The sequence below is a fragment of the Rhizobium leguminosarum bv. viciae genome, assembly GCF_012276115.1.
GTDB classification, from domain to species: Bacteria; Pseudomonadota; Alphaproteobacteria; order Rhizobiales; family Rhizobiaceae; genus Rhizobium; species Rhizobium leguminosarum_T.
The window spans coordinates 197,416-220,974 of the sequence record NZ_WIEU01000008.1; the positions used below are offsets into that span (position 1 = coordinate 197,416).

21 protein-coding genes and 2 pseudogenes are annotated in these 23,559 nt (G+C 55.7%); 8 read left to right on the plus strand and 15 right to left on the minus strand.

Annotation, left to right across the window (positions count from 1 at the left end):
- Window positions 1–97: 97 nt before the first annotated feature.
- From GFM02_RS16810 to GFM02_RS16835, 6 genes are all read right to left on the minus strand, one after another.
- Window positions 98–583 (minus strand): MaoC family dehydratase, encoded by a 486-nt coding sequence (locus GFM02_RS16810; protein WP_003551781.1) that lies wholly within the window; start codon window positions 581–583, stop codon window positions 98–100.
- Window positions 584–660: 77 nt separating this feature from the next.
- Window positions 661–2,487, minus strand: coding sequence for a glutamine--fructose-6-phosphate transaminase (isomerizing) (gene glmS / locus GFM02_RS16815; RefSeq protein ID WP_003551783.1), 1,827 nt, complete (start codon window positions 2,485–2,487; stop codon window positions 661–663).
- A 573-nt stretch (window positions 2,488–3,060) separates the two neighbouring features.
- Entirely contained in the window at window positions 3,061–3,633 is a 573-nt protein-coding gene (nodL, locus tag GFM02_RS16820; RefSeq protein ID WP_003551796.1) for a nodulation O-acetyltransferase NodL, read from the minus strand.
- 592 nt (window positions 3,634–4,225) lie between these two features.
- Window positions 4,226–5,437 (minus strand): beta-ketoacyl-[acyl-carrier-protein] synthase family protein, encoded by a 1,212-nt coding sequence (locus tag GFM02_RS16825; RefSeq protein ID WP_003551798.1) that lies wholly within the window; start codon window positions 5,435–5,437, stop codon window positions 4,226–4,228.
- Complete coding sequence (locus GFM02_RS16830; RefSeq protein WP_003551800.1) at window positions 5,438–5,716, minus strand: acyl carrier protein; 279 nt, start codon at window positions 5,714–5,716, stop codon at window positions 5,438–5,440.
- Window positions 5,717–6,361: 645 nt separating this feature from the next.
- Complete coding sequence (locus tag GFM02_RS16835; protein ID WP_003551803.1) at window positions 6,362–7,294, minus strand: LysR family transcriptional regulator; 933 nt, start codon at window positions 7,292–7,294, stop codon at window positions 6,362–6,364.
- Between the two features lie 258 nt (window positions 7,295–7,552).
- On the opposite strand from GFM02_RS16835, the gene GFM02_RS16840 reads away from it, so the two are divergent.
- From GFM02_RS16840 to GFM02_RS16865, 6 genes and pseudogenes are all read left to right on the plus strand, one after another.
- Window positions 7,553–8,143 carry a NodA family N-acyltransferase gene (locus tag GFM02_RS16840; protein WP_168322225.1) on the plus strand — a complete coding sequence of 197 codons (591 nt, stop codon included), beginning with the start codon at window positions 7,553–7,555 and terminating at the stop codon, window positions 8,141–8,143.
- Window positions 8,140–8,790 (plus strand): chitooligosaccharide deacetylase NodB, encoded by a 651-nt coding sequence (gene nodB / locus GFM02_RS16845; RefSeq protein ID WP_003551807.1) that lies wholly within the window; start codon window positions 8,140–8,142, stop codon window positions 8,788–8,790. The genes GFM02_RS16840 and nodB overlap by 4 nt, the downstream gene beginning before the upstream one ends.
- A 22-nt stretch (window positions 8,791–8,812) precedes the next feature.
- Window positions 8,813–10,090, plus strand: a complete 1,278-nt coding sequence (gene nodC / locus GFM02_RS16850; RefSeq protein WP_003551808.1) for a chitooligosaccharide synthase NodC — start codon at window positions 8,813–8,815, stop codon at window positions 10,088–10,090.
- A 37-nt stretch (window positions 10,091–10,127) separates the two neighbouring features.
- Window positions 10,128–11,162: a nodulation factor ABC transporter ATP-binding protein NodI gene (gene nodI / locus GFM02_RS16855; protein WP_168322252.1), complete on the plus strand. Its 1,035-nt coding sequence runs from the start codon at window positions 10,128–10,130 to the stop codon at window positions 11,160–11,162.
- 3 nt (window positions 11,163–11,165) lie between these two features.
- The gene (locus GFM02_RS16860; RefSeq protein WP_168322226.1) at window positions 11,166–11,945 is read left to right on the plus strand and encodes an ABC transporter permease; all 780 of its coding nucleotides are present in this window, start codon (window positions 11,166–11,168) and stop codon (window positions 11,943–11,945) included.
- 3 nt (window positions 11,946–11,948) lie between these two features.
- Window positions 11,949–12,249 (plus strand): annotated as a pseudogene (locus GFM02_RS16865) (DUF982 domain-containing protein); the annotation flags it as partial.
- A gap of 96 nt (window positions 12,250–12,345) precedes the next feature.
- Here the strand turns inward: GFM02_RS16865 and GFM02_RS16870 are convergent.
- The 9 genes and pseudogenes from GFM02_RS16870 to GFM02_RS16910 all read right to left on the minus strand — a co-directional run bounded on the left by GFM02_RS16870 (window position 12,346) and on the right by GFM02_RS16910 (window position 20,806).
- Window positions 12,346–13,077: pseudogene (locus GFM02_RS16870) on the minus strand (hypothetical protein).
- 139 nt (window positions 13,078–13,216) lie between these two features.
- Window positions 13,217–13,423, minus strand: coding sequence for a putative nitrogen fixation protein NifT (gene nifT, locus GFM02_RS16875; protein WP_017991528.1), 207 nt, complete (start codon window positions 13,421–13,423; stop codon window positions 13,217–13,219).
- 134 nt (window positions 13,424–13,557) lie between these two features.
- The gene (locus GFM02_RS16880; RefSeq protein ID WP_003551816.1) at window positions 13,558–13,752 is read right to left on the minus strand and encodes a 4Fe-4S binding protein; all 195 of its coding nucleotides are present in this window, start codon (window positions 13,750–13,752) and stop codon (window positions 13,558–13,560) included.
- A gap of 15 nt (window positions 13,753–13,767) precedes the next feature.
- Window positions 13,768–15,261, minus strand: coding sequence for a nitrogenase cofactor biosynthesis protein NifB (nifB, locus tag GFM02_RS16885; protein ID WP_017991527.1), 1,494 nt, complete (start codon window positions 15,259–15,261; stop codon window positions 13,768–13,770).
- Between the two features lie 191 nt (window positions 15,262–15,452).
- On the minus strand, window positions 15,453–17,003 hold the full coding sequence (gene nifA / locus GFM02_RS16890; RefSeq protein ID WP_168283908.1) for a nif-specific transcriptional activator NifA: 1,551 nt from the start codon (window positions 17,001–17,003) through the stop codon (window positions 15,453–15,455).
- 195 nt (window positions 17,004–17,198) lie between these two features.
- Window positions 17,199–17,495 carry a ferredoxin family protein gene (locus GFM02_RS16895; RefSeq protein WP_003551823.1) on the minus strand — a complete coding sequence of 99 codons (297 nt, stop codon included), beginning with the start codon at window positions 17,493–17,495 and terminating at the stop codon, window positions 17,199–17,201.
- A gap of 11 nt (window positions 17,496–17,506) precedes the next feature.
- Entirely contained in the window at window positions 17,507–18,814 is a 1,308-nt protein-coding gene (locus tag GFM02_RS16900; protein ID WP_003551825.1) for an NAD(P)-binding protein, read from the minus strand.
- A complete protein-coding gene (locus GFM02_RS16905) occupies window positions 18,801–19,937 on the minus strand; it encodes an electron transfer flavoprotein subunit alpha/FixB family protein (protein ID WP_003551827.1) in 1,137 nt (378 codons plus the stop codon). Before GFM02_RS16905 ends, GFM02_RS16900 begins: the two co-directional genes overlap by 14 nt.
- A 17-nt stretch (window positions 19,938–19,954) precedes the next feature.
- On the minus strand, window positions 19,955–20,806 hold the full coding sequence (locus GFM02_RS16910; protein ID WP_003551829.1) for an electron transfer flavoprotein subunit beta/FixA family protein: 852 nt from the start codon (window positions 20,804–20,806) through the stop codon (window positions 19,955–19,957).
- A gap of 1,056 nt (window positions 20,807–21,862) precedes the next feature.
- Here GFM02_RS16910 and GFM02_RS16915 point away from each other — a divergent pair.
- Window positions 21,863–22,534, plus strand: coding sequence for a hypothetical protein (locus tag GFM02_RS16915; protein ID WP_003551831.1), 672 nt, complete (start codon window positions 21,863–21,865; stop codon window positions 22,532–22,534).
- Between the two features lie 3 nt (window positions 22,535–22,537).
- Window positions 22,538–23,371 carry a hypothetical protein gene (locus GFM02_RS16920; protein ID WP_168322227.1) on the plus strand — a complete coding sequence of 278 codons (834 nt, stop codon included), beginning with the start codon at window positions 22,538–22,540 and terminating at the stop codon, window positions 23,369–23,371.
- Window positions 23,372–23,559: the final 188 nt, after the last annotated feature.

Here is a 23,559-nt window from a genome sequence, read left to right on the forward strand (position 1 = left end):
GCAATTGCCGACGCAGCAGATCGAGAATTCCGGCGTGACACTACGAAATCGCGTGCAGCCAAAATAACAAGTCGACACCCGCTGGCGCGAGCTGGCGTCAAATCCCTTTAGGCCTGTCGTTCGGATCAAACTGAATGATCGTGATCCAATTGGCGGTGAGTGCCGGTCGGTTCTCGTTCTCGATCTCGACTGTCACCTCGTAGGTGGTCACCAGCATGCTTGCGCCGCGAAATTGACATTCAGAGAGAACGAAGCGACCGCGCACACGGCTGCCGGTCTTAACCGGTGACATGAAACGCACCCGGTCTAAGCCGTAGTTAAGGCCCAAGGTTTGCTCGCGGATCCTTGGCATGCCGCTGAAGTTCATCGCCGACAGAAGCGAGAGTGTCAGGAAGCCATGAGCGATGGTGCCACCAAACGGGGTTTCGACTGCCGCGCGTTCCGGGTGCACGTGGATGAATTGATGATCGTGTGTCGCATCGGCAAAGAGATCGATTGTAGTTTGATCGACGGTGATCCATTCGGACTTACCGAGTTCCTGGCCAATTCGCGACGGCACGTCGGCGAGCGAAAGTTCGTGCATACGACCTCACTTATTTGATGTCTGATCAAGTCGTGGATTTTCTCGGAGGCGATTTGCGATCTAACCAATCGTCACAATCATTCGACTGTGACTGATTTAGCGAGATTCCGCGGCTGGTCCACATCTGCCCCCATAACGACCGCGGTATGATACGCAAGAAGCTGCAGCGGCAGAGAAAAGATCATCGGCGCGATAATCTCCGCAACATCGGGTAATACGATAGTGTGCATGGTGGGAAGCTTTGACATCGAAGCTCCCGTCTCGTCGGTGATCAGAATGATGCGGCCGCCGCGGGCGGCCACTTCCTGCATATTGGAGACAGTTTTATCGAAGAACCGATCATGTGGCGCGATGACGATGACTGGCATATTTTCATCGATCAGGGCGATCGGACCGTGTTTTAATTCTCCTGCCGCATAACCTTCAGCATGAATATAGGAAACCTCCTTGAGCTTCAGCGCACCTTCCATGGCCAATGGGAAACTCGTGCCGCGGCCGAGATAGAGCACGTCGCGGTAATTCGACAATTCCCGTGACAAGAGGTCGATCCCCGGCTTGATGTCGTTCAGCACCTGTCGCATAACGCTCGGCAACGTCGCCAAACTTTGGACGAGCACTTGTTCCTCGTCGACTGTGATTGTGCCCCGCGCCTTGCCTGCGCCGATGGCTAGCGCAGCGAGAACAGCAAGCTGGCAAGTGAATGCCTTGGTAGAAGCAACGCCGATCTCTGGCCCGGCGAGAATCGGAAAGATGGCATCTGCCTCGCGGGCAATGGTTGATTCTCGGGTGTTGACGAGAGCGCCTATTCTCAAACCTTGTGCTTTGCAGTAGCGTAGCGATGCGAGTGTGTCAGCCGTCTCACCAGATTGAGAGATGAAGAGTGCTGCCGACCGCGTCGACAACGGCATTTCTCGATAACGGAATTCAGAGGCGACATCAATTTCAACAATTAAGCGTGCGTAGCGCTCGAACCAATATTTGCCAATTAGTCCCGCAAGATATGCCGTGCCGCAGGCGGCGATCGCGAGGGTCTCAACCCCGGCGAAATCGATGTCGGTTGAAGGCGTTGTGACATGACTATCGTTGACATTGATGTAGTGACCAAGAGCACGGGCAATGACCTCCGGTTGCTCGTAGATTTCCTTCTCCATAAAATGCGGGTGATTGCCCTTGCCGACCAGGTCTGCGGTAGCAAGCGATATGTGCCGTGGGCGCGTAACGACTTTGCCTTCGATATCGAAAACCTGGACACTCGTTTTGCCTACAACAGCCCAATCGCTGTCGTTCAGATACGTGATGTCATTGGTGAACGGAGCAAGAGCGATCGCGTCGGAGCCCAGAAACATCTCACCATCGCCATGGCCTATCACTAATGGTGGTCCATTGCGCGCCACCATAATTGTCGCGGGATCATCTTCAAAGAGGATGGCAAGAGCGAATGCGCCCTTGACGCACTTCAGCATGGCATGCATGGCCTCAATGCATCCCATGCCATCCCGACGGAATTTTGTCAGGAGATGCGCGATCACCTCGGTGTCCGTGTCGGTCTGGAACTTTGCCCCTACCGCTGCCAATGCGTCCTTTAGCTCGGAGAAATTTTCGATGATGCCGTTATGAACAACGGCTACGCCATCGGCAAAGTGCGGGTGAGCGTTGCATTCTGTCGGTGCGCCGTGGGTCGCCCACCGCGTGTGGGCGATGCCGACAGCGCCGCTCAGGGGCTCTTTTTTCAGTCTCGTTTTAAGGTTCCGGAGCTTGCCTTCTGCGCGGCGTCGGTGCAATTCTCCCTCGAAGATCGTAGCAATGCCGGCTGAATCATAGCCGCGATATTCAAGCCGCTCCAAGGCTTCTACCAGCCGCTCCGACACGGGCTTATGTCCCACTATGCCAACAATCCCACACATGCTCGTCACCCATGTCCCAAGAGCCCCCGACCGGTGATCAGGAAGGCGGACGCCGCTCGGTGCGTGTCCTCCAGCGGGTGCTATTAAATCCAAATAGATTAGTAAAATTGATTGTTGCGATAGCTATCATCCACGATATGGATGTCGCCCACTCGGGTTGCGTCGATTAGACGCTGTAGGCAGCGCATGATGCCTTCTGCAAAGTGTCGACTGATAAGCTACGACCGGGGCGTGGGCGCCTGCCTCTGAAAATGTTCGCGCCAACAGGAATTGTTATTTGCCGACGACATGCCGCCAATTGTTTTTCATCGGCGCACGGGCTGAAAGGCAATTCGTTTTTCTGCAGGTGAAGCGGTATGTGTCTGCGGGCTGACCCTAAGGCGTAGTTGCCCCTTTGCATGCAAACATGATCACGAATCGGTCAGCAGGACTGCGCAGCCGCATTTGCAAAGAGGTTGGCGTCAGAGTGAAAGTGCCGACAGTTGGAACCGAAAGGGCCATGGCGGCCAGAAGTCCGTTCGCAGAAGCAAAGAAACTAGCCCTTTACCGCCGGATTTACCCCAATGCCTGCTTTTATGATTTCGGCAAGCGTCCACCAGCCTTGACCCGAGCTGGATTTCCCATGGCCGTGCTTCCTGCAGGAACATCTCGCGTGACCACACTACCAGCGCCAATGACAGCGTGATCGCCAATTGTCACGCCCGGGAGAATGATTGCTCCACCGCCAATCCAGGCGTGCCTGCCAATGCTGACAGGTCGTCCCAACTGCAGTCCAGCCTGGCGCTGCTCTGGATCATGTGGATGGTCCGCGGTGTAAATCTGCACAGCAGGGCCTATTGCGGTTCCGTCACCGATAGTTACCGCTGCCACGTCAAGAATGACGCAGTTGTAATTGATGTAAACCCAAGCTCCGATCCGGATGTTGAACCCGTAATCGCAGTGGAACGGAGGACGAATAACCGCTCCAAGCCCGACTGCTCCCAATCGTTCTAAAAGGAGCCCATTCCACCGCTCGGCGGAGTCGCCCAGCGTGTCATTATACCGCTTCAACCAAGCCCCGGTGAGGAGCAACTCGGCTTGGATCTCGGGATCCGCTGCGTTGTACATTTCGCCTGCTAGCATCTTCTCTTTTTGGCTGCGTGTCATCGTATCTTCTCAGATCTTGTTCGTGGGGGTGGTCGGTGATTGCCGCTGGAATTCAACTAATAACGGCAGAGCTCACAGAGGAGTAAACAGCAATCTTTCCCCTTTGGCGGCCGGTTGAAGTCGTCTGCTCAAGCGAGGCAAATCCTGCACAGGGGCTGACGACACCAGCGACCTTGCGTTTCACCAGCTTGGGGAGGGCACAATCAGATGTGCGGATTCAACTTGGCAGGTTCCGTACTCAGCGGCAAGCGCCCCAAAAACACCGGACCAGCGACTAATTCGCGATCACGCTAGCACCTGGCGGGATATCGGGTGAAGGCAGAGGTGGAATCGAAAGCAACACTCCTTATTCGCGGGCAGAAAAGGTGAGGCCTAAACTTTGGTCGCCGGCGAGCCGCGTGAGAGCTCCCGGCGTCGAAAAATAGCGGGCTCCAGCTCCCCGCGACACGTGGTGAATTCGGTGTAGCGTGAGCTTTCAGATGCCTGAGTATCTGCGGAATTGCAGCGAAGCCTTGCTGAAGGGAATCGGCGGCGCCTGGTTCAGGCATTTGCTGTTGGCCCTACAAGGGGTTCAATCGTGACGGTCTTAACTTCATGGCACCTGCTTGAACGCAAGGACAGCATTCATGCCGCCCATGGCGAAGGCGTTGCTCATGGCCACGCGCACCTTTCGCTCCCGGGGCACATTAGGGGTCACATCCAGGTCACAATCGGGGTCTGGCTCGCGATAGTTGGCGGTGGGCGGCACGACACCTTCTTGGATCGCCATCACGCAGGCTATCATTTCGAGCGCACTTGCTGCCCCGAGGCAGTGCGCGTGAGTGGATTTGGTAGAAGAGATGGACATCGATCGAGCATGGTCACCAAAGACGCGCTTAATCGCCGTCGTTTCGATCTGATCGTTGGCCTTGGTGCCGGTGCCATGGGCGTTGAGGTAGTCTACATCCTCGGCATTTAAACTCGCATCAACAAGGCAGGCGCGCATCGCCGCCTCCGGCCCATGCACAGCTGGTGCAGCTATGTGGTAGGCATCGGCGGAAAGGCCGATGCCGGCGACCTCGGCAAGCATCGTTGCACCGCGGGCGGCGGCATGCTCATAGCTTTCCAGCACGGCCATGCCCGCACCCTCGCCCAAAACTAGTCCTTTCCTGTCGGCCGAGAATGGCCGGCAAGTATCTGGAGCGAGTACGCGCATTGCTTCCCATGCCTTAAGCACGATCCACACGAGTGGCGCGTCGCTTCCTCCAGCTAGCATAACGTCCGCCCTACCGAGCTTGATCTGATCTACCGCTGAAGCGATCGCATGGTTGGCCGAGGCGCAGGCAGAGGTGGCACCGAAGACTGGCCCCCGCAGCCCGAGGTTCATGCTTACCTGACAGGCAGCCGCGCTAGGCATTGCCTTTACCCCAGTGAATAGCTCAGTGCGAGTCGCGCCGCCCAATAGGAGGGTGCGGTAGGCCTTCTCGGTAGCGTCCCAGCCGCCAAAGCCAACGCCCACTGTCGCGCCGAAACGGTGGGCATTTCCTTCATTGCACGAAAGGCCGGCCTGTAGCATGGCTTGTTTAGCTGCAAGCACGGCTAGCAGGCTGAAGCGGTCCATGGAGATGAGCTGTTTGCGATCAATGTCGTGTTGAGGCAGCACCTTGATCTCGGTCCCGATCATCCCCTTCAGCTCATGAATCTCTGAGTTTGAGATCGGGCCGATGGCGGAGCGGCCTTCGCGCATCTCCGTCCAGATAGAGGAAGCATCGGTGCCCAGTCCGCACAGTCCGCCCAATCCGGTGATAACGACGCGCCTGTCCATTCAGACCTCCCTGGTGAGCAAGCCACGGACGGCTTCCACCACGTCGCCGATATTGTTGAGGTTCGACCAGGCATCGGCCGTATTCATCTCGATCTTAATGCCGTAGAGCTGCTCCAGATCCCAAAGGACATCGGCCAAACCCAGCGAATCGATGCCAAGTGAAGTCAACTCAGTGTCAGTCGTTATTTCGCCGAGGGCTACGGTCGTTCTTTCGCCGTTTTCAGCTTTGACGAGCTTATTGATCGCACTGATAATTTCCAGTGTGAGTTGATCAGCCATTTGTATTCCTCTCCATCATGCCTAATTTCGACAAGCCGACGGCCTTGCGAGAAGGCTCGATCTAATTGCTGCGAACATCGGAAGATGTTCCGGCTCGTCTGCGAAGTGACGACAGAAACCAATAAAACTTACCGGAATCTCGCCGCGCGGCTGCCCTGCTATGGATCATATGGCATCATTGGTAAAATTGATTGTGTGGATCAAAAGCATCCACACTATGGATTGTGGCTCGACATATTGCCGCGGCTAACTTCTCGCGCCGGCGCCGTTGCAAATCCTCAAGAACAAGTATTGCGGGATCGAAAGTAGAGCTTCGGCTACTATCCCGGGTCGGCGCGTTGCTCAATTTCGCGCAGAAGGCATGTGCGGAAGGTCGTGGAAGTCGCCGCAGCTGGATGCTGGTTTCCGCGATGGGCCGAACATAAGTTACAGGAATAAAGTTTTGAATCACTTTTGCATGAGGCCAGGGAAAGCATTACGAATCGCACCTTCTCAGATAGAAACGATCGCTCTCGGCAATAGCTTCGATTGCTAGCTGAGCTGAGGCGGCGGGGGGGCCGCCTGTAACGTAATACCTCCTTTGGGAACACAGCCAATGCGTATGGATCTAATTACTGGGGCTGTGAAATGAGCCGACGGTGCCGCTTACGACGTACAACTTTCCATCTCAGATTCCATGCGCAAAGCCTCTTGGATCATAATCTCGCGCATCCAGATGTTTCCAGGATCAGTGTTGTGAAGAGCCGGCCATTGGACAGCCTCAGTGAACGAAACAAGCGGCAAAGGATGCTCAATGATTCTTAGTGGGATAGTTCGTTCGTAATGTTTGACCAGCCGCAGGGGGATGGTTGCTATTCGATTAGTGCCAGACAGCAATGGCGGGATCAAGTTAAACCCCGGGACGACGAGCTCAATACGCCTCTTGAGGCCGTGCTGCATCAATAGCCATTGCTCTACGGAAGGCTTGAGACCACGTCCGAACTTAGCCGCAACATGTCCCATGGACATATATTGCTCCAAGGAGAGCTGCCCTTGTAACTGCTCGTTCGTAGGGCAGCCGACGCACACCAGTCTCTCTTCGAAAAGCCTTGCCTTCGGATGGGCGCCGGACATGAATAAGTCCGGGAGGATCAGAAAATCGACATCACCACGGCGGAGAAGCTCCTCCGGATCGTCGTCAAGTGGCAGCAACTCGAAGCTGACTCCTGGCGCCTCCCGAGCTAAGCGCAGTATTATCTTGTCGAAGAAGACCAGTGCCATGAAGTCTGAGAGGATAATTCTGAATCGGCGGTCGGACTCCGCTGGGTTTATTGGATCCCAAGCGATAACGGAGAGCTGAATATGCAAGAGTGCTTCGCGAACAGCGGGGGCAAGTGCCTCTGCACGCGGGGTCGGAACTAGCTCCCGTCTCTGCATGATAAAAAGGTCGTCGCGGAAATAGTCGCGCAACCTAGAGATGGCAGCGCTCATGGCGGGTTGGCTGAGGTTGATGCTGCGCGCCGCTGCTGTGAGCTTGCGCTCGGTCATTAGAGCGTCGAGTGCTACAAGAAGGTTTAGATCTAGGCCTTTAAAACGCATGGGTTGAATATCCATTCCATAGATGATTGCCATCCAAACAATCAATTTTACCAATCTTTCGGATCACTTATAGAAAACCCGGAACTTGATCAATATCAGGACCAGGAACTAAAAAACGAAGCGCCGGGCAGGGGCCCGATTTGAGACTCTTACATCTCTTAACCGCTCGATTGCCTAACCGGCAATCCAACAAGTATGCGCAACAATATCGCGCAGCTCTGATCGTGGTTGGGCGAAGAAACAACTTGGAGCTTTTGCATGTCTTCTGAAGTGCTATGGAAAATATGCTGGGAAAATGAGCTGGAAGCTTCCGACCACGCGGAACTCGCCGATTTTTTTTGCAAGACCTATGGGCCGACGGGAGCGTTCAATGCCAAGCCGTTCGAGACTGGCCGAAGCTGGGGTGGTGCGAGGCCCGAACGCCGCGCAATCGCATATGACTCGCACGGCGTCGCTAGCCACATGGGCTTGTTACGCCGCTTCATAAAAGTCGGTACGACTGATTTGCTTGTGGCCGAGCTAGGCCTGTACGGAGTGCGACCGGATCTAGAAGGATTAGGCATCGCTCACTCGGTCCGCGCTATGTTTCCGATTCTGCGCGAGTTGAGCGTTCCATTTGCTTTCGGAACAGTTCGCCACGCCATGCGGAATCATATGGAAAGATACTGCCGAGACGGTACCGCAAATATCATGACCGGGCTGCGTGTGCGCTCGACGCTTCCAGACGCGCATTCCGACCTGCCAGCCACGCGCACTGAAGATGTCCTCGTATTGGTGGTTCCCGTCGACCGTCCAATGACTGAGTGGCCCGCGGGCTCGTTGATTGAACGAAACGGGTCGGAACTATGAAGCGGCCCGCATATATGAGCGAAGTACCGGTCAATCACACAAGCGGCCAGGAAGCTAGCTGCGTTTACTTGACGTTCGACGACGGTCCTAATCCATTCTGCACGCCGCAAATCCTGGATGTTCTAGCTGAGCACCGCGTTCCGGCGACATTTTTTGCTATCGGCTCATACGTGAAGGATCACCCCGAACTCATTCGGCGTCTTGTGGCGGAAGGTCATGATGTCGCCAATCATACCATGACGCATCCCGACCTCGCCACCTGCGATCCCAAGGATGTGAAACGTGAAATAGACGAGGCGCATCAAGCTATTGTCTCGGCCTGTCCCCAAGCCTTGGTCCGGCACTTACGAGCGCCTTACGGGGTTTGGACTGAAGACGTCCTTTCAGCATCGGTGAGGGCTGGACTTGGAGCCGTTCACTGGTCGGCCGACCCTAGAGACTGGTCTTGCCCGGGCGTCGACGTGATCGTTGATGAGGTGCTTGCTGCTGCTCGGCCTGGGGCAATCGTGCTTTTGCACGACGGGTGTCCTCCCGATGAGGTGGAGCAATGCTCGCTTGCCGGACTCCGTGACCAGACGCTCATAGCACTCTCTCGAATTATTCCGGCACTGCATAGCCGCGGATTCGAGATTCGTTCACTTCCCTGAAACACTGGACAAACGAGAAACCATGACCCTGCTCGCAACAACCAGCATCGCCGCCATCTCGCTTTATGCAATGCTCTCCACCGTTTACAAGAGCGCGCAGGTCTTTCATGCTAGGCGGACAACGATCTCAACAACACCTGCGAAAGACATTGAAACCAACCCCGTGCCAAGCGTTGATGTCATCGTGCCGTGCTTCAACGAGGACCCAATCGTTCTTTCGGAATGCCTCGCGTCGCTTGCGGAGCAAGATTATGCCGGAAAATTGCGCATCTATGTAGTCGACGACGGTTCCAAAAATCGCGACGCGGTTGTGGCTCAGCGCGCTGCCTATGCAGACGATGAGAGATTCAACTTCACAATTCTCCCTAAAAATGTTGGAAAGCGCAAAGCGCAAATCGCCGCTATAACCCAGTCCTCTGGGGATCTCATTTTGAATGTGGACTCAGACACCACGATCGCCCCCGACGTCGTATCTAAGCTTGCCCACAAAATGCGGGATCCAGCAGTCGGTGCGGCGATGGGCCAAATGAAAGCCAGTAACCAGGCGGACACCTGGCTAACTCGCTTGATTGACATGGAGTACTGGCTTGCCTGCAACGAGGAGCGCGCGGCACAAGCTCGCTTCGGTGCAGTTATGTGTTGCTGCGGCCCATGTGCGATGTACCGTCGGTCTGCTATGCTTTCGCTGCTCGATCAGTACGAGACGCAGCTTTATCGCGGCAAGCCGAGTGACTTCGGCGAAGATCGCCATTTGACGATTCTCATGCTGAGCGCAGGCTTTCGAACTGAGTATGTTCCGAGCGCCATCGCGGCGACAGTCGTTCCAGACACGATGGGTGTTTATCTACGCCAACAACTACGGTGGGCACGCAGCACCTTTCGGGATACTTTGCTTGCGCTTCCTGTACTGCCTGGTCTCGATCGGTATCTCACGCTGGACGCAATCGGGCAAAATGTCGGCCTGCTACTTCTTGCGCTGTCGGTATTGACAGGAATTGGCCAGTTTGCGCTGACCGCCACACTGCCCTGGTGGACGATCCTGGTCATTGGATCCATGACTCTTGTACGCTGTAGCGTGGCTGCCTATCGCGCCCGCGAACTTAGGTTTTTGGGTTTTGCTCTCCACACGCTCGTGAACATCTTTCTCTTAATTCCCTTGAAGGCCTATGCCCTTTGTACCCTATCCAATAGCGACTGGCTGTCGCGCGGATCAGTCGCGATTGCGCCCACTGTTGGGCAGCAGGGCGCTACCAAAATGCCAGGGCGGGCGACATCTGAAATTGCCTATAGTGGCGAGTGATGAACGCGTCACTGCAGCTCAAAATCTGGGACAAGAAATGAACGGGCAATTAACGAATTTGAAGACGACGATCGCTGATCGGCACCAGGATCATCTCATCCTATCGGAGCGGCAGCACCAATCGAAATTTAAGGCAATGGATTCGCCTTCTGGCTCATTGTCCCCAGTCGCAATCGACCTGGCCGGCGTTTCGAAATCATATGGTGGTAAAATCGTCGTCAATGACTTGTCGTTTACTATCGCCGCAGGAGAATGTTTTGGTCTTTTAGGACCGAACGGCGCAGGTAAAAGCACGATCACCCGTATGATCCTAGGAATGACGTCGCCGAGTGCAGGCAAGATCACTGTACTCGGAGCGCAGGAGCCGGGCCAGGTTCGCTTGGCGCGCGCGAAAATCGGGATCGTGTCTCAGTTCGATAATCTCGACCTGGAATTCACGGTCCGTGAGAACCTTTTGGTATACGGCCGCTACTTCCGCATGAGCACCCGAGAAATCGAAACGGTCATCCCATCGCTGCTTGAATTTGCGCGACTTGAAAGCAAGGCGAATTCGCGTGTGGCAGACCTATCGGGAGGAATGAAGCGGCGCCTCACTTTGGCGCGTGCGCTCATTAATGACCCGCAGCTACTCATTTTGGACGAGCCGACCACCGGTCTCGACCCACACGCGCGCCACTTGATCTGGGAACGACTTCGATCGCTGTTGGCACGCGGCAAGACAATTCTTCTGACGACCCATATCATGGAAGAGGCGGAGCGCTTGTGCGACCGGCTGTGCGTGCTTGAAGCTGGCCGAAAGATCGCCGAAGGCCGACCGCATGCCCTGATCGAGGAGCAGATTGGCTGTCCCGTGATCGAAATTTATGGTGGCGATCCGCAGGAGCTAAGTCTTTTGATCAGGCCAAATGCTAGGCGACTGGAAATCAGCGGAGAGACCCTGTTCTGCTACACGCCTGATCCAGAGCAGGTGCGCGCGCAACTGCGTGCATATTCGAACCTGCGCTTGCTGGAGCGTCCACCAAATCTAGAGGATGTCTTCTTGCGGTTAACCGGACGCGAGATGGAGAAGTAGACGATGGACGTAGCAACATTACCCGCCGGCGGTTTAAACTGGCTCGCAGTTTGGCGCAGAAACTATCTGGCTTGGAAAAAAGCGGCGCTGGCATCCATTCTCGGAAATCTAGCCGATCCCATAATATACCTATTCGGGCTCGGCGCTGGATTGGGAGTGATGGTAGGGCGCGTTGACGGCGTATCGTACACTGCATTTTTGGCGGCCGGAATGATCGCGACAAGCGCGATGACTGCTGCAACCTTCGAGACTATCTATGCGGCCTTTGGCCGAATGCAGGGCCAGCGCACCTGGGAAGCAATGTTGTACACACAGCTCACGCTAGGGGATATAGTCGTTGGGGAAATGGCATGGGCGGCAACTAAGGCGGCGCTGGCGGGCACCGGAATTGGTATCGTCGCCGCCACGCTGGGGTACACACACTGGTTGTGCCTTCTCTATTCGCTTCCGGTCATCGCTCTAACTGGCTTAGCCTTTGCGAGCCTTGGAATGGTCGTAACGGCCCTCGCGCCCAGCTACGATTACTTCATATTTTACCAAACCCTTGTCATCACACCGATGTTGTTTTTGTCAGGCGCAGTCTTTCCTATAGACCAATTGCCCGTAGCATTCCAACAGATAGCGGCCTTCCTGCCCTTGGCACATTCGATAGATGTTATCCGCCCGACGATGCTGGGCCAACCAATCGCCAATGTCTGCCTGCATATCGGCGTTCTCTGCATCTACATAGTCGTACCATTCCTCGTGTCGACCGCATTGCTTCGGCGGCGACTAATGCGGTGATGAATGCCACCTCACATCATCATCAGCACTCACGCCGGTTGGGGGCGAGGCCTGGCATCCCGCAAGATCGCATGGACGCTGGGCGACACGGCGCGTCTTCTGATCAACGCATGGCCTTGCGATGACGGCGAGGAATACGTGGTTGCTATCAAAGCTAGCGTCGACGCATTGAGCGGGAAGATTGCCTCGGAACAATTCCCCGAATCGCTTCTGCGTGCGGCCAATGAGGCGGGTATCGCCCGCTCTTTCGCTCGTCCAGCAGGGAGTTGGAGAGCGACCACCGAATCTGCCTCAAGCGTGCAAAGATAGTCCGAATTTCAAGGACTATCCGCTTTTCGGCGTCATGTTTGCACCGAGAACCTGCACATCTGGCTGGACCCCGACCCGCCACTCCTTCTCATCAGGTCGCCTCGAGAACCATGTTGAGGGGCGTGGGCTGAGCGCCGGACATGAGTGAAACCGCCCGACCGGATCACTTCCGTCAATCGCTTCTCTCCCGCTTGCGCACCAAGCGCGAGCCCTGTCTCTTGTGCGATGGAGGTCGGAACGCAGATCATCGTCGAGGCTGAGTAGTAAAGCAGTAAAGCCCCTCAACCGGATTGATGTTTTCTCCGTCGGCAACCGTAGCACCGGTTTTCCACTTGTCGATCACACCATCGAGCCCCGGCAGCCACTCCAGGACGAGGGCATCGACGTAACCAGGGCGGAACAGCCGCGCGACGGCGCAGAACATGCAGCCAGCTTGGTCGCCCCAGGCAACCCCCGGCCGTTTTTGAAGGCGGCTTGCAGTTGGTTCTCGACCATCGCGGCAGCCGTATCGAACGCGCCAATCAGGTCGACCGGGCTGCCCGGCTCGGCGAACACGTGGGCCCGCTCGGTTGCCAGCGAGAACAATCCTCGCTCATGGTGCACACAGCCTGAGGCGGCCCGTGCCGCCAGCCACTCCCGCACATAACGAGTGCGCATCCGAGGCATCGGCAAGTTCGTCGGCCTTCACCGGCCCGACTGCCTTCAGCGTCCTGTATAGCCCGTGAGCATCTCCGATCCGCACCAGCGGCACGCTGACAGCTCCGCCAATATCGCTAAGGATGGGGACCACGGGGTCCTTGAGCGTTGTTTCGTTGAATTGCATTATATCGGATTCCTGCTGATTTACGGGCGGCCTCTTGCCGATGGCCGCCCTCAAGGGATCGGGAACTCGATGCCCTCTATTTGGGTTGTATGCCCGCTTGCGCTTGGCATCGACGCTCATCTATCAACCTGCGCACGCCCTAACTGGATAGCCTCCTCGCGTCGACAGTAACGGGCAGGCGCCTGTTCTGCGATAGGTCGGGGAGGGCTATCCGCCATCCATTCTTCAGCAAAATAAAGCCGCCCCATAGGTTTTTGTGTTCAACCGAAATGATCGGTTCCTCAAGGTCTTTCTTGTGAATATAGGCCGATAAACCGACGTCAGTTCTGCTGATTGTCACTCTCATGCATGTCCCTTCTCGCTGCGGCGGCTTTGGAGCTCCGGAAGTCGAGCGCTATCAAAGCCGCTATTTTAGTACGACATATGCGCAGGCCGATATCTCCGTTGTGGCTCTGTCTTTGCGCTTTAGTCCGGTGGCGATCAGGCAGGGACGCAGGTCTTCGGCATCGGACACACCGAAGCGCATTGTTGCGTGTCAAACTCACCCCTGCACTCGGTACATTTTTTTGGATCCACAACATATCCCTCACCTTTGAAACTGATCGCATCTGAGGGACATTCAAATTCGCAAGCGCCGCACTGGGTGCATTGGGATACAATGATCTTGAAGGCCATGTTTTAGCTCCTGATTCAATTAGAGGGGCCTAAAGCCGTCGGCATTGCCGGTTTGCCGCCAAACTCGGCGGCGTATAGCGCGCCAATCGCAGTCTCGATGTAATCATAGGAAAATGCGTCACTGGTTCGCACGCCAGTTTCTGCCAACCGCTTCTTTGGGCAATCGCCGATTTTGGAAGAAAGCAGAATGTCGATGCCGTCGAGTGCAACGATGGTGTGATCGAGAGTGGCCTTCTCGCCTATACCACCGAGGCAATACTGCTCGACCTTGCGGTGTCCCACCAAGTTGATCCCCTTTCGTGAGACTGCATACACTTGGAGTTCCCTTGCCTGACCGAAATGTTCGTTGATCCGGCCGCCACCTTTAGTAGCCACGGCAACTGCAAGGGTTCCCGAAGAACCCAATGACTTGACTGCTTTGTTCGCGTCCAATTTTGCTGCCAGTTGATCCCCTCGCTCATGCTGGACCAGCTTGCGATAGGCCTCGCGCTTGCTGGTGTCGAATTCAACTTTGGTGGAGATCTGGTCGAGGGCAAACTCTCGCTCGCGATCATCGCCCAGCAAACCGATGGCGTCGGCCCGGCACTGTTGGCAGTGTCGCATAAGCTTAACGTTGCCATCGAGACAGTCTTGAAGTGCCTTCAGTTCGAACGGCTCCGGGCAACGCTGACCCGTAAGACCGTAATAAGTACCATGTGAACGCTTGGAAATCAGGGGCACCACATTGTGCATGAAAGCCCCGCGGTCTCTAATCCATCGGTTAACTTCCACGAGGTGCGTGTCATTGACGCCTGGAATCATAACCGAATTGATCTTGGTGAGAATGCCGCGTTTGGTCAGCATTTCCAAACCCAGCATTTGGCGCTTGTGAAGGATCCTGGCACCTTCTATCCCAGTGTATCGACGATGCCTGTGGAGTATCCATGGATAGATCTTCGCCCCGACTTCCGGATCCACCATGTTGATAGTGATCGTCACGTGATCGACGTTCATGTCAGCTAGCTCATCGACATGGTCCGGAAGCGCCAACCCATTTGTCGAGATACATAGTTTGATGTCAGGAATTTCCCTGGCAACTCCTTCAAACGTCGCTACTGTTTTCCTCCAGTCGTAACAAGCGTCGCCCGGTCCGGCGACGCCGACTACCGAAAGCTCCGGCACTTTGCGGGCGACGGCAAGCACCTTGCGTAGTGCCTGGTCGGGAGTTAGCTTTACTGATGCGACCCCGGGACGGCTTTCGTTGGTGCAGTCGTATTTGCGATTGCAGTAGTTGCACTGGATGTTACAGGCTGGCGCGACCGCGACATGCATGCGAGCGAAATAGTGATGGGCTTGCTCTGAAAAGCAGGGATGGTCTTTGATTCTCTCCCAGATCCGCGCATCTATGTCATCCGTCACCGAAAGGCCATGGGACGAAGATGCGCGGCCACCGGGCATAGCGGGAGCCATCGGCGCTCGGTCGAAGAGAGCACTGCTGGTCGTCCCGACCTTTATTTCCGGTTCCGACATCGCATTGTTCCATTGGTGAGGAAAGGTTAAACCTCCAAAAGCAAGATAGATTCCGGTCGACATGTCGCCTTTACCGCCCGTTTCCGCGCTCGCTGTCGTAGATGTTTTGTAGCAATCAAGGCAGGATCGCGCCCGAAGTCGCTTCTCCAGCAACCAACCAAAGCTTACGATGTTCTTGACATCGCTCACCTTCACTCTTTGATCACATCGATACCAAACCGGCGCAGCGCATAGCCGACCTGCCGCGGCGTTTTACCCAGAATACGAGCCGCTTTGGCCTGTACCCAACCAGCCTTCACCATTGCCTTGATCAGCCGATCACGCTCAGTGAGACCCGGCGCCTCGATTGTGGCTGCGGAACCGCTGGGAGTACCTGCGTTGGCCCCCAGTCCGCCTAACATTGTATCTCGCGGGTTGAGACTATGCACCGGGTAGTCGTCGGGGGCGTCTTTCCAGAGGAGCGCTGAAGAACACTGGTCTTGCTGACAGGCAAAATCTGATGAAGCGATGGTATTTGAACTGGCGAGAGTTGCGGTCCTTTGTACGCAGTTGTCCAGCTCGCGAACATTGCCGGGGAAGGCGCATTTCGACAAAATGCCTATTGCCGACGGCGCGAAGTCGAAATTTCGATCATTTGACTTGTTGAATTGCTCGAGGAACACTTGCGCTAGAAGCGAAATGTCTCCGTCGCGCTGCCGAAGTGGCGGCAAAATGATGGGCACCACATTGATCCGGTAATAGAGGTCGGCTCTGAACTCCCCTCGAAGGACGGCCACTTCAAGGTCCTTGTTGGTGGCGCATATAACTCGAACGTCTACTTTCAATGTCTTCGTTCCGCCGAGACGTTCGAATTCGCCTTCCTGTAACACGCGCAATAACTTTGCCTGGAATTGTGGTGATACATCGCCAATTTCATCAAGCAACAGCGTTCCGCCATTGGCCAGTTCGAAACGTCCAGCTCGTTGAAGCAGAGCGCCAGTGAAAGCGCCCTTCTCATGGCCAAACAATTCGGATTCCAGAACGGTCTCCGACAGCGCGGCGCAATTCAACTTAATAAACGCCTTGCTTTTCCGTATCGATAACGCGTGTATTGCTCTTGCAAAGCATTCCTTGCCAGTGCCGCTCTCTCCTCTCAAGAGCACCGCGGAGTTCGTCGCGGCCACGATCTTGGCCGTCGCTAATACCCTCTTGAGCGCGGGGCTTTCCCCGACGATCCAGTCGATTTTATCGAGTTGGGTGGGATGAGGCTTCGGCCCGATTTTCGGAATCTGTCCTGCTTGTTGTTCCTCGGCGACTGAGCCGCCATCGCTGCACAATTCGCGATAGCGCTGGCAGGTTAAGCCGATCAGGACGGCAATCATTGCCAGAAGGGTTTCGTCCTGATCTCCGCTTTTCTGCGCGAAATCAATCCACAATGCGCCGATTGTCTTCCGGTTTACTTTAACGGGGAGAACGACAGAATTTTTCCCAAAGTGCTTCTCTCCGCTAGCGATGACACGATTTATTGTGTCCGCCTGTTCAATCGTAAGCGAACGTGAGCGAACGTCGTGCCCAATGGGAGCCCGTACGTTTATCCAGGGCTCTCCTCCGGAGCCGTGAATCACGATTCCGCCATCGCGCAATCGCAGATGCTCGACGAGGGCGTTCATCGCAGCCTTCAGCACGTTGTCTAGAGGAAAAGAAGAGATAAGCTCTTTGGATATGTCGTAGAGTATATGGAGCCGCGCCTCTGGTTTAATCATGCCTACAAACAGGGGAGGGTGCACTGTTTTTTTCCCTGGTGCGCGAAATATGCTAAACGCATATTCCTAAGTCAAAATCGTGTTCCCGGCGGCATAGAAAATTTGCCTTTCGAAAGGTTGAGTGGATGCACATTCAATCGCCGCCGCTAATGCAGCTGCATCGGTCGCTGCTATCCCGCCGGAGGTAGGGACTCCTCATCCGAATTTGAAGAGGACCCCGAACCCGCCCCGGGGATAATTCCACTTTATGTCCCCACTCGCTTCGCATAACACTCTGCATGTGCCGCATTCCAAGCAGCCATCGGGAACAATCGCCACCTGACCAATTTCGTTCACCTCGTAACATTTGGCCGGACAGATTTGCGTCAAGGCGAGCAGGTTCGGGCTTGGCGACCGGTGCGGTCGCACTGTTATATGCGGACGTCCAGTGTCGACGAGATATCGGTTTTGGTACAGCTTGTCCTCAATGCGCTCAATGATGGTCGCCTTCATCGAATTTTCCTTTAACGCCAAGATGCGGCGGAGCGGACCGCGTCGCTAATCAACCCCCAACGGGATCGTGCCTTGATAAAGGAGGCAGCTGTAGCCTTCTCCCTGATGATTTTAGGTGCACCGTCGACGCGCACAAAATTTTGCGCTGCTTGAGATATAAGCGTTGGATAGGTCATGAAAAAATTGTGACTGTCGGTGTGGAGGAGGCTTGGAAGATCTTTGTGTTTGATCAGGTCTTTCATGACGAACGACTTGTCCAGTATGCCCTTATAGAGAGAGAGATTGCGTTTCGTCATCAGACCGCCACGGCTCTTTATCTGGAAGATCGCTTCACCCGCCATGAGGCCGGATGTCATCGCAAGGTTCGATCCCTCCCTATGCACGGCATTGTTTAGTTGCGCCGCGTCGCCCACGACGACCCACCCGTTGCCAAAGAGCGGTGGGATTGCCTTGAAGCCGCCCTCAGGAATAAGATGCGCGGCGTATTCTTTGATCTCTGATCCGGCCAGTAATGGTCGGATCGAGGGATGTTGCTTGAAGGCTTCAAGGATGCGGTACGGATTTTCCATGCCTTCCGCTAAACCGGAGACGAGGCAGCCGATCCCCAACGAGATTGACTCCTTGTTGGTATAAAGGAAGCCCAGTCCGGCCATTCCGCGTGAGATCGTGCCGCCGGCTTCGATCACACAGCCTTCGCTACCGCTGAGGCCGAAGCGCTCTGCGATCACCTCTTCCGGCATGAAATGCATTTCCTTGACAGCGAGGGCCACATTTTCTGGCTTCGGCATATCGCGTAAGCCGGCTCGTGTTCCAAGCAGTCCGTTCACGCCCTCGGCAAGAACGACCACGTCCGCGAGGATCACACCGCCCTCTCGGTCCGTGTGAACGCCTATTACTTTACCGCTCAGATCCCAAGCGAGTCTGGTCGCTGTCGTTTCACAAAGGACTGTGCCACCCGCCTCGCGCACCTTGCGTGAGAACCATTTGTCAAACTGGGCGCGGATGATCGTATACCGGTTTGGCTTCAGTTCATTGAAGTCATCAGAGCGATAGTGCACGCCCGTGTGCGACGAGTCATCCATTAGCCAGAATCGTTGCTCGACTAGATGCCGTTCAAGAGGAGCGTCATCGCGGAAGTTTGGGATAATCGCCTCCAACATGTTGGCGTACAATATAGCCCCTTGAACATTCTTAGAGCCCGAATGTTCTCCGCGCTCCAGCTGCAGCACTTTTAGACCGCGACTAGCCATCGAATAGGCTGCTGCGTTGCCGGACATACCGGCACCAATCACGATCGCGTCGAACTTACTCTTGGTCATCTAGCCTTCCTCGGTCCATACCCTTGATAGAGTTGTGCGGTGGCATTCGCTTGGCGAAAGCTTCTGTCAACGCCGGCAAGAACTCCAGCGCGCAAGCGACAACGCCGATGTGGGCGAAGTCAAAGATCGGAGCGTTCTGGTCGAGGTTGATAGCGACAATCAGATCGGCTCCTTCGACTCCAACGCGATGCTGGACCGCGCCAGATATTCCCGCCGCGATGTAGAGCTTGGGTCTAATGGTATGGCCGGACTGACCAATTTGTCGATCAGCAGGCATCCAGCCTTTTTGGACCAGTGGGCGCGAGCACCCGACACCCCCGCCGATCGTCGTTGCCAGGTTTCTCAAGTATTGCAGGTTTCCTGCAGCGCCGAGGCCGAGACCGCCCCCGATCACGATGTCGGAGTTGGCCAGATCGGATTGCTCAGACCCGCTGTTACAAAGGAACGCGAGCACTTTGGTGACGATCTCCTCCTCAACCATTAGGAGTTGATGTTGGATAACGCGTCCAATTGGCTTATCCGCACGTTGCGGCGTCGCCATGACCCTGGACCGCACCGTTGCCATTTGCGGCCGGCTGGTCAGCGTGTAGATCGTGCACAACAAGGACCCGCCGAAAGTTGGCCGCGTCGCTGCGAGTGAACCATCTCCATCAACATCCAGCTCGGTGCAATCAGCCGTAAGCCCTGTTTGTAAGGTCGTTGCTACAGCACCGGCGAGGTCGCGGCCGAGCGTGGTCGCGCCGAGAAGGAGAATTTCTGGTTTGTGAGTAGTGACCAGATCCGTCAAAGCCTTGGTAAAGGGTTCGTTTCGATAGTCGGCGAGGAGGGGCGACTCTACCAGATAGGCGACATCAGCTCCGTAAGCGAAGGCCTCTTCGATCGCAGGCTTGGTGCCCACGCCTTCAGACGAACCGAGGATTACCCCGGCCAGTTGGACACCCAGCTTGTCAGCTAGTCTGCGGCCTTCGCCGAGGAGTTCAATCGATACGGGATGAACATTGCCGCGCTCAAGTTCCATGAAGACCCAGACGTGCCGGTGATCTTCGAAACACTTAAGCAGCTTTTTCCCTGAGCTGGCGCGGCCGACCGCATTTGCCGGCGTTTCATTTTTTCTAGCGACCAAAATCTACTCCTCGCTGCTCACCGATTGCCATGGGACGTGAGCTTGCGTTCCAAAACAGGCTGGCAGGCAAAAATTGCAGCGACCGTGTCCGCGGCGACCTCCGCCAATGTTTTGTCGTTAATGTCCATTTGCATAGCTTTTTCGGCGCGCGAACCAGGGGCGAATACTCGCTTCACGACCGTCGGCGATCCCCTTAGGCCGCATTTGGTCAACTCCCCAATGCCGGCGTCAGCGGCCCCCCATTTAAGAACCGGGCTTCGCGCGGCACGGAAGGCGTCATCGAGAGAGCCCCGGCGGATAGCATTGACACCTTCCAGCACGGTGATGAGACATGGAAACGTGCTCTTCAGCATCTGCGTGCCGCTCTCCGCGTGCCGTTCAACCATGAGCTCGCGCGAAGTGGGATCAATGGAGACAATCTTCGTTACGTAAGTCAGTTGCTGGAGGTTCAGCCTCTTTGCAATTCCGGGTCCGACCTGGGCCGTGTCGCCGTCAATTGTCTGCTTTCCCGTAAAGACGATATCAGGCGCCCCGTAGCTCTCGCCAATCTTCCCTACTGCTTGAGAAAGAGCATACGACGTCGCCAGCGTGTCAGATCCAGCAAAGAGGCGGTCGGTCAGAAGCACTGCGCGATCTGCGCCGTGGGTAAGGGCTTTGCGTAGCGCTTGCTCAGCCATGGGCGGTCCCATCGTGAGAACGGTCACCTCGCCCCCATAGCGGTCACGAACTTGAAGTGCCTCTTCGAGAGCAAACAGGTCGTAAGGGTTAATGATGGTCGGTACGCCTTGGCGCATTATCGTATTTGTCACCGGGTGGACGCGTATCTGCGCAGAGTCCGGCACTTGTTTGATACAGACCACGATGTGCATAGTCGTTTAAGCTCCCCAATCGGATTCGGGCTTCAGGGACCCGGCTAACTCTGAGCACTGCTCGTGCCAATAAAGTTGCGCCGGTAAGCCTTCGAGATTGCACATGTTTCGTTGTCGCTATGCGAAGGGGTTTTGTAGGGTTGCCGACATGTCGTGTCGCAATCCGCCCCGGAGGGGCGGTTCGATAGCCTTCAGGTCGGACAAGTCCATGATAGCTGCGCCACGAGTTGGAAGATTTCAACGCCGAATAATCCCCCGGGAGATAGCACGGGGACTGAAGCTCTGGTGCGGTGGGCGTGTATCGCGCTTCGGTTTGCCGTTGATAATCTGACTAGCGACACCGTATGCGCGATCAGAAGCACAGCGATCGAGAAAATAACGCTGCGGGCGCCTAGTGAGGCTTGGACAAGCGGTTTAGCTGATGTTGCGGGCGTGAACAGGATGATTGCCAGAAGCGTCGAGTAACCCTTGCTGGAAATATCAATCGAAAGCCGTCCATAAAAGCTGCTGCAGCGCGTCGAGGTCTTGGCTTTTCTCCGCCTCAATCGTTACATCAACGCCGTTCTGATCGGTTGGGCGAGCTACCGCATAACCAAAGCCGAAGCCACTTGATCTGACGCGCCTTACTGCTGAGCCAGCGCCAGCTTGTGGTCCTTCAGACGCATACAACAATTTGCGACATTGTCATCACCTTTGTCGTTTACGTGACAAGCTTTCCTGTTCTCAATCGCGCATTTTGCGCCCACATAACTGGAATCGCAGTAAATTATTGTTCGTCATCTCTATCGGCCTGCTTGGCACGAATCTTGTGAGCTATTGCGAGGCAGCGGAACGGCTTTCGCATCCGCGTTGCGGGATAACCGCATCGGTTCGAACACGTGGAGGAAAATAAATGAGAAGGAGGATCGGGTGCGGCATTTAACACCCCACAGCACCTGAAACGTGTCGCAGATCAAACAACAGGAACGAAACATGCCACGCCGACCAGCCGTGAGTATCTCACAAATCGACTGTTGCACGTAAGTGCAAAATCCCTCAGGCAGAAGGGTTGCCGACATGTCTACAATGCTGACCATCAACGTGAAAAATTGCGAACCCCAGACGCAAACCTTCTACTTCTTCCAGCAGCCGGCCATTTATACCGGCGGGGGGCGAGTCTATTCGAATAGCCTTTTCTCGCAATCGCTCGGCAACTATGACAACACGGGCGCGATCCTGACCTTCCAGGTTAACCTGCAATATTATGCCGGCATCCAGCCGGCGAACACACCGCCGCAAATCGGCGCCTCTTCCGGCTACTCGTCAGCCAGCCGCGCCATCGATCTTGCTACGAGTTCCGGTAGCAGCGGCAAACCGAACGATTGGACGACCGCGACGGTTAATCCGCTCGGACTATCCTCGCCGATCTACGGGGAGGGTGTGCAGCCTGGCGCCTTCCGCATCACCACGCCGGTCTTCAACGCGCCGCCCTATTTCAATGTCGGCTCGGCGGTTGCCGTCAATGGCGGCATCGTGCTCTCCAACTTCGTGCAGGCAAACCCTGCCAGCAATACCGATTGCCAGCCGATCCTTAAATATTATGTCCAGACCGGCGCCTACACGCCAGGTGTCGTGATGAACTTCACGCAATCGAGCGTGAACGCGGCGCTTTCCGATTTCACCGGCGGCTATTCCGTCTGCAACGTCAGCCTGAAATCTGACGGCACCTGGACCACGCAGCTCCAGTAAGCCTTGGCACCCATGCAGGTGAAGAACCGTCCCCTCTTCACCTGCGCACCATCCTCGCGGTTGCCACCGCCGCCCGGGCGCGGACAGGCTGGATCTCTAAGGGGATTGTCACACGCAATGACCAGTTCGTCCTACCAGATCATCGTTCGGAACTTTTCGCAGACGACGCAATATTTCTATGTGTTCCAGAAGCAGGCCGCATTTCCGTTGCTGCCGAGCCCTGGTCTCGTCTTCAGCGGCAGTCTCGGCTGCCAAAGCATCGGCAATTACGCAAGTTCGGGAGCGCAAGTCAATTTCGGTTTGGACAGTCAGGTCTATGCAGGTGCATTCAGCACCAAACAGGCGGCGTCGCCCTCGCAGCTGATCGCGCTTCTCTCGCTCAATGCCGCCACACTATCCGTGGTCGGTAGCACATCGGCGTTCCGACCGGTTACGCTCACCACGGTTGACGGTTCGCCGGACAACTGCACGACCTTGACGCTCGATCCGCTCGGACTTTCCACGCCCGCCAATCAAGCCGGAATTGCGATCGGAGGGTTTGGCATGAACGTGCCTTCCTATACCCCGTTGCCGCATCCCGAACTCTATTGCGGCGTCGTCGCCCTGAACAACAATCACGCGGTTATACTCTCGAGCTTTGTCGCTCCTGTCCCCAACGCCGTCATGAACTGCATACCGAAGCAGATCTTTTTCGTGAAGATGGGCTACCAGCCGGTCGGAAGCACCGTCGCTTATGACGAGAGCAACTCGGCATGCTGCGATTTCACCATGGGCTACGCGGCCTACACCGTGACTTACAAAGCTGACGGAACCTTTTCGGCGACAGGAGGACCATAGACCCAGAGATCCGGATCATCACTGACGCTTGAGCAAGCCAATAAACCCTTGAACAAAAGGAATATAGCAACGTTACGTATTACATTGAAATCCGCTGGCCAAAACAGCACGTCGCGGTAAAATCGCTGCCGGGCTGCCATTGCCACCGTCTCTATCCTCGCAACAGCGCTGCCCGACGCGGCACAACT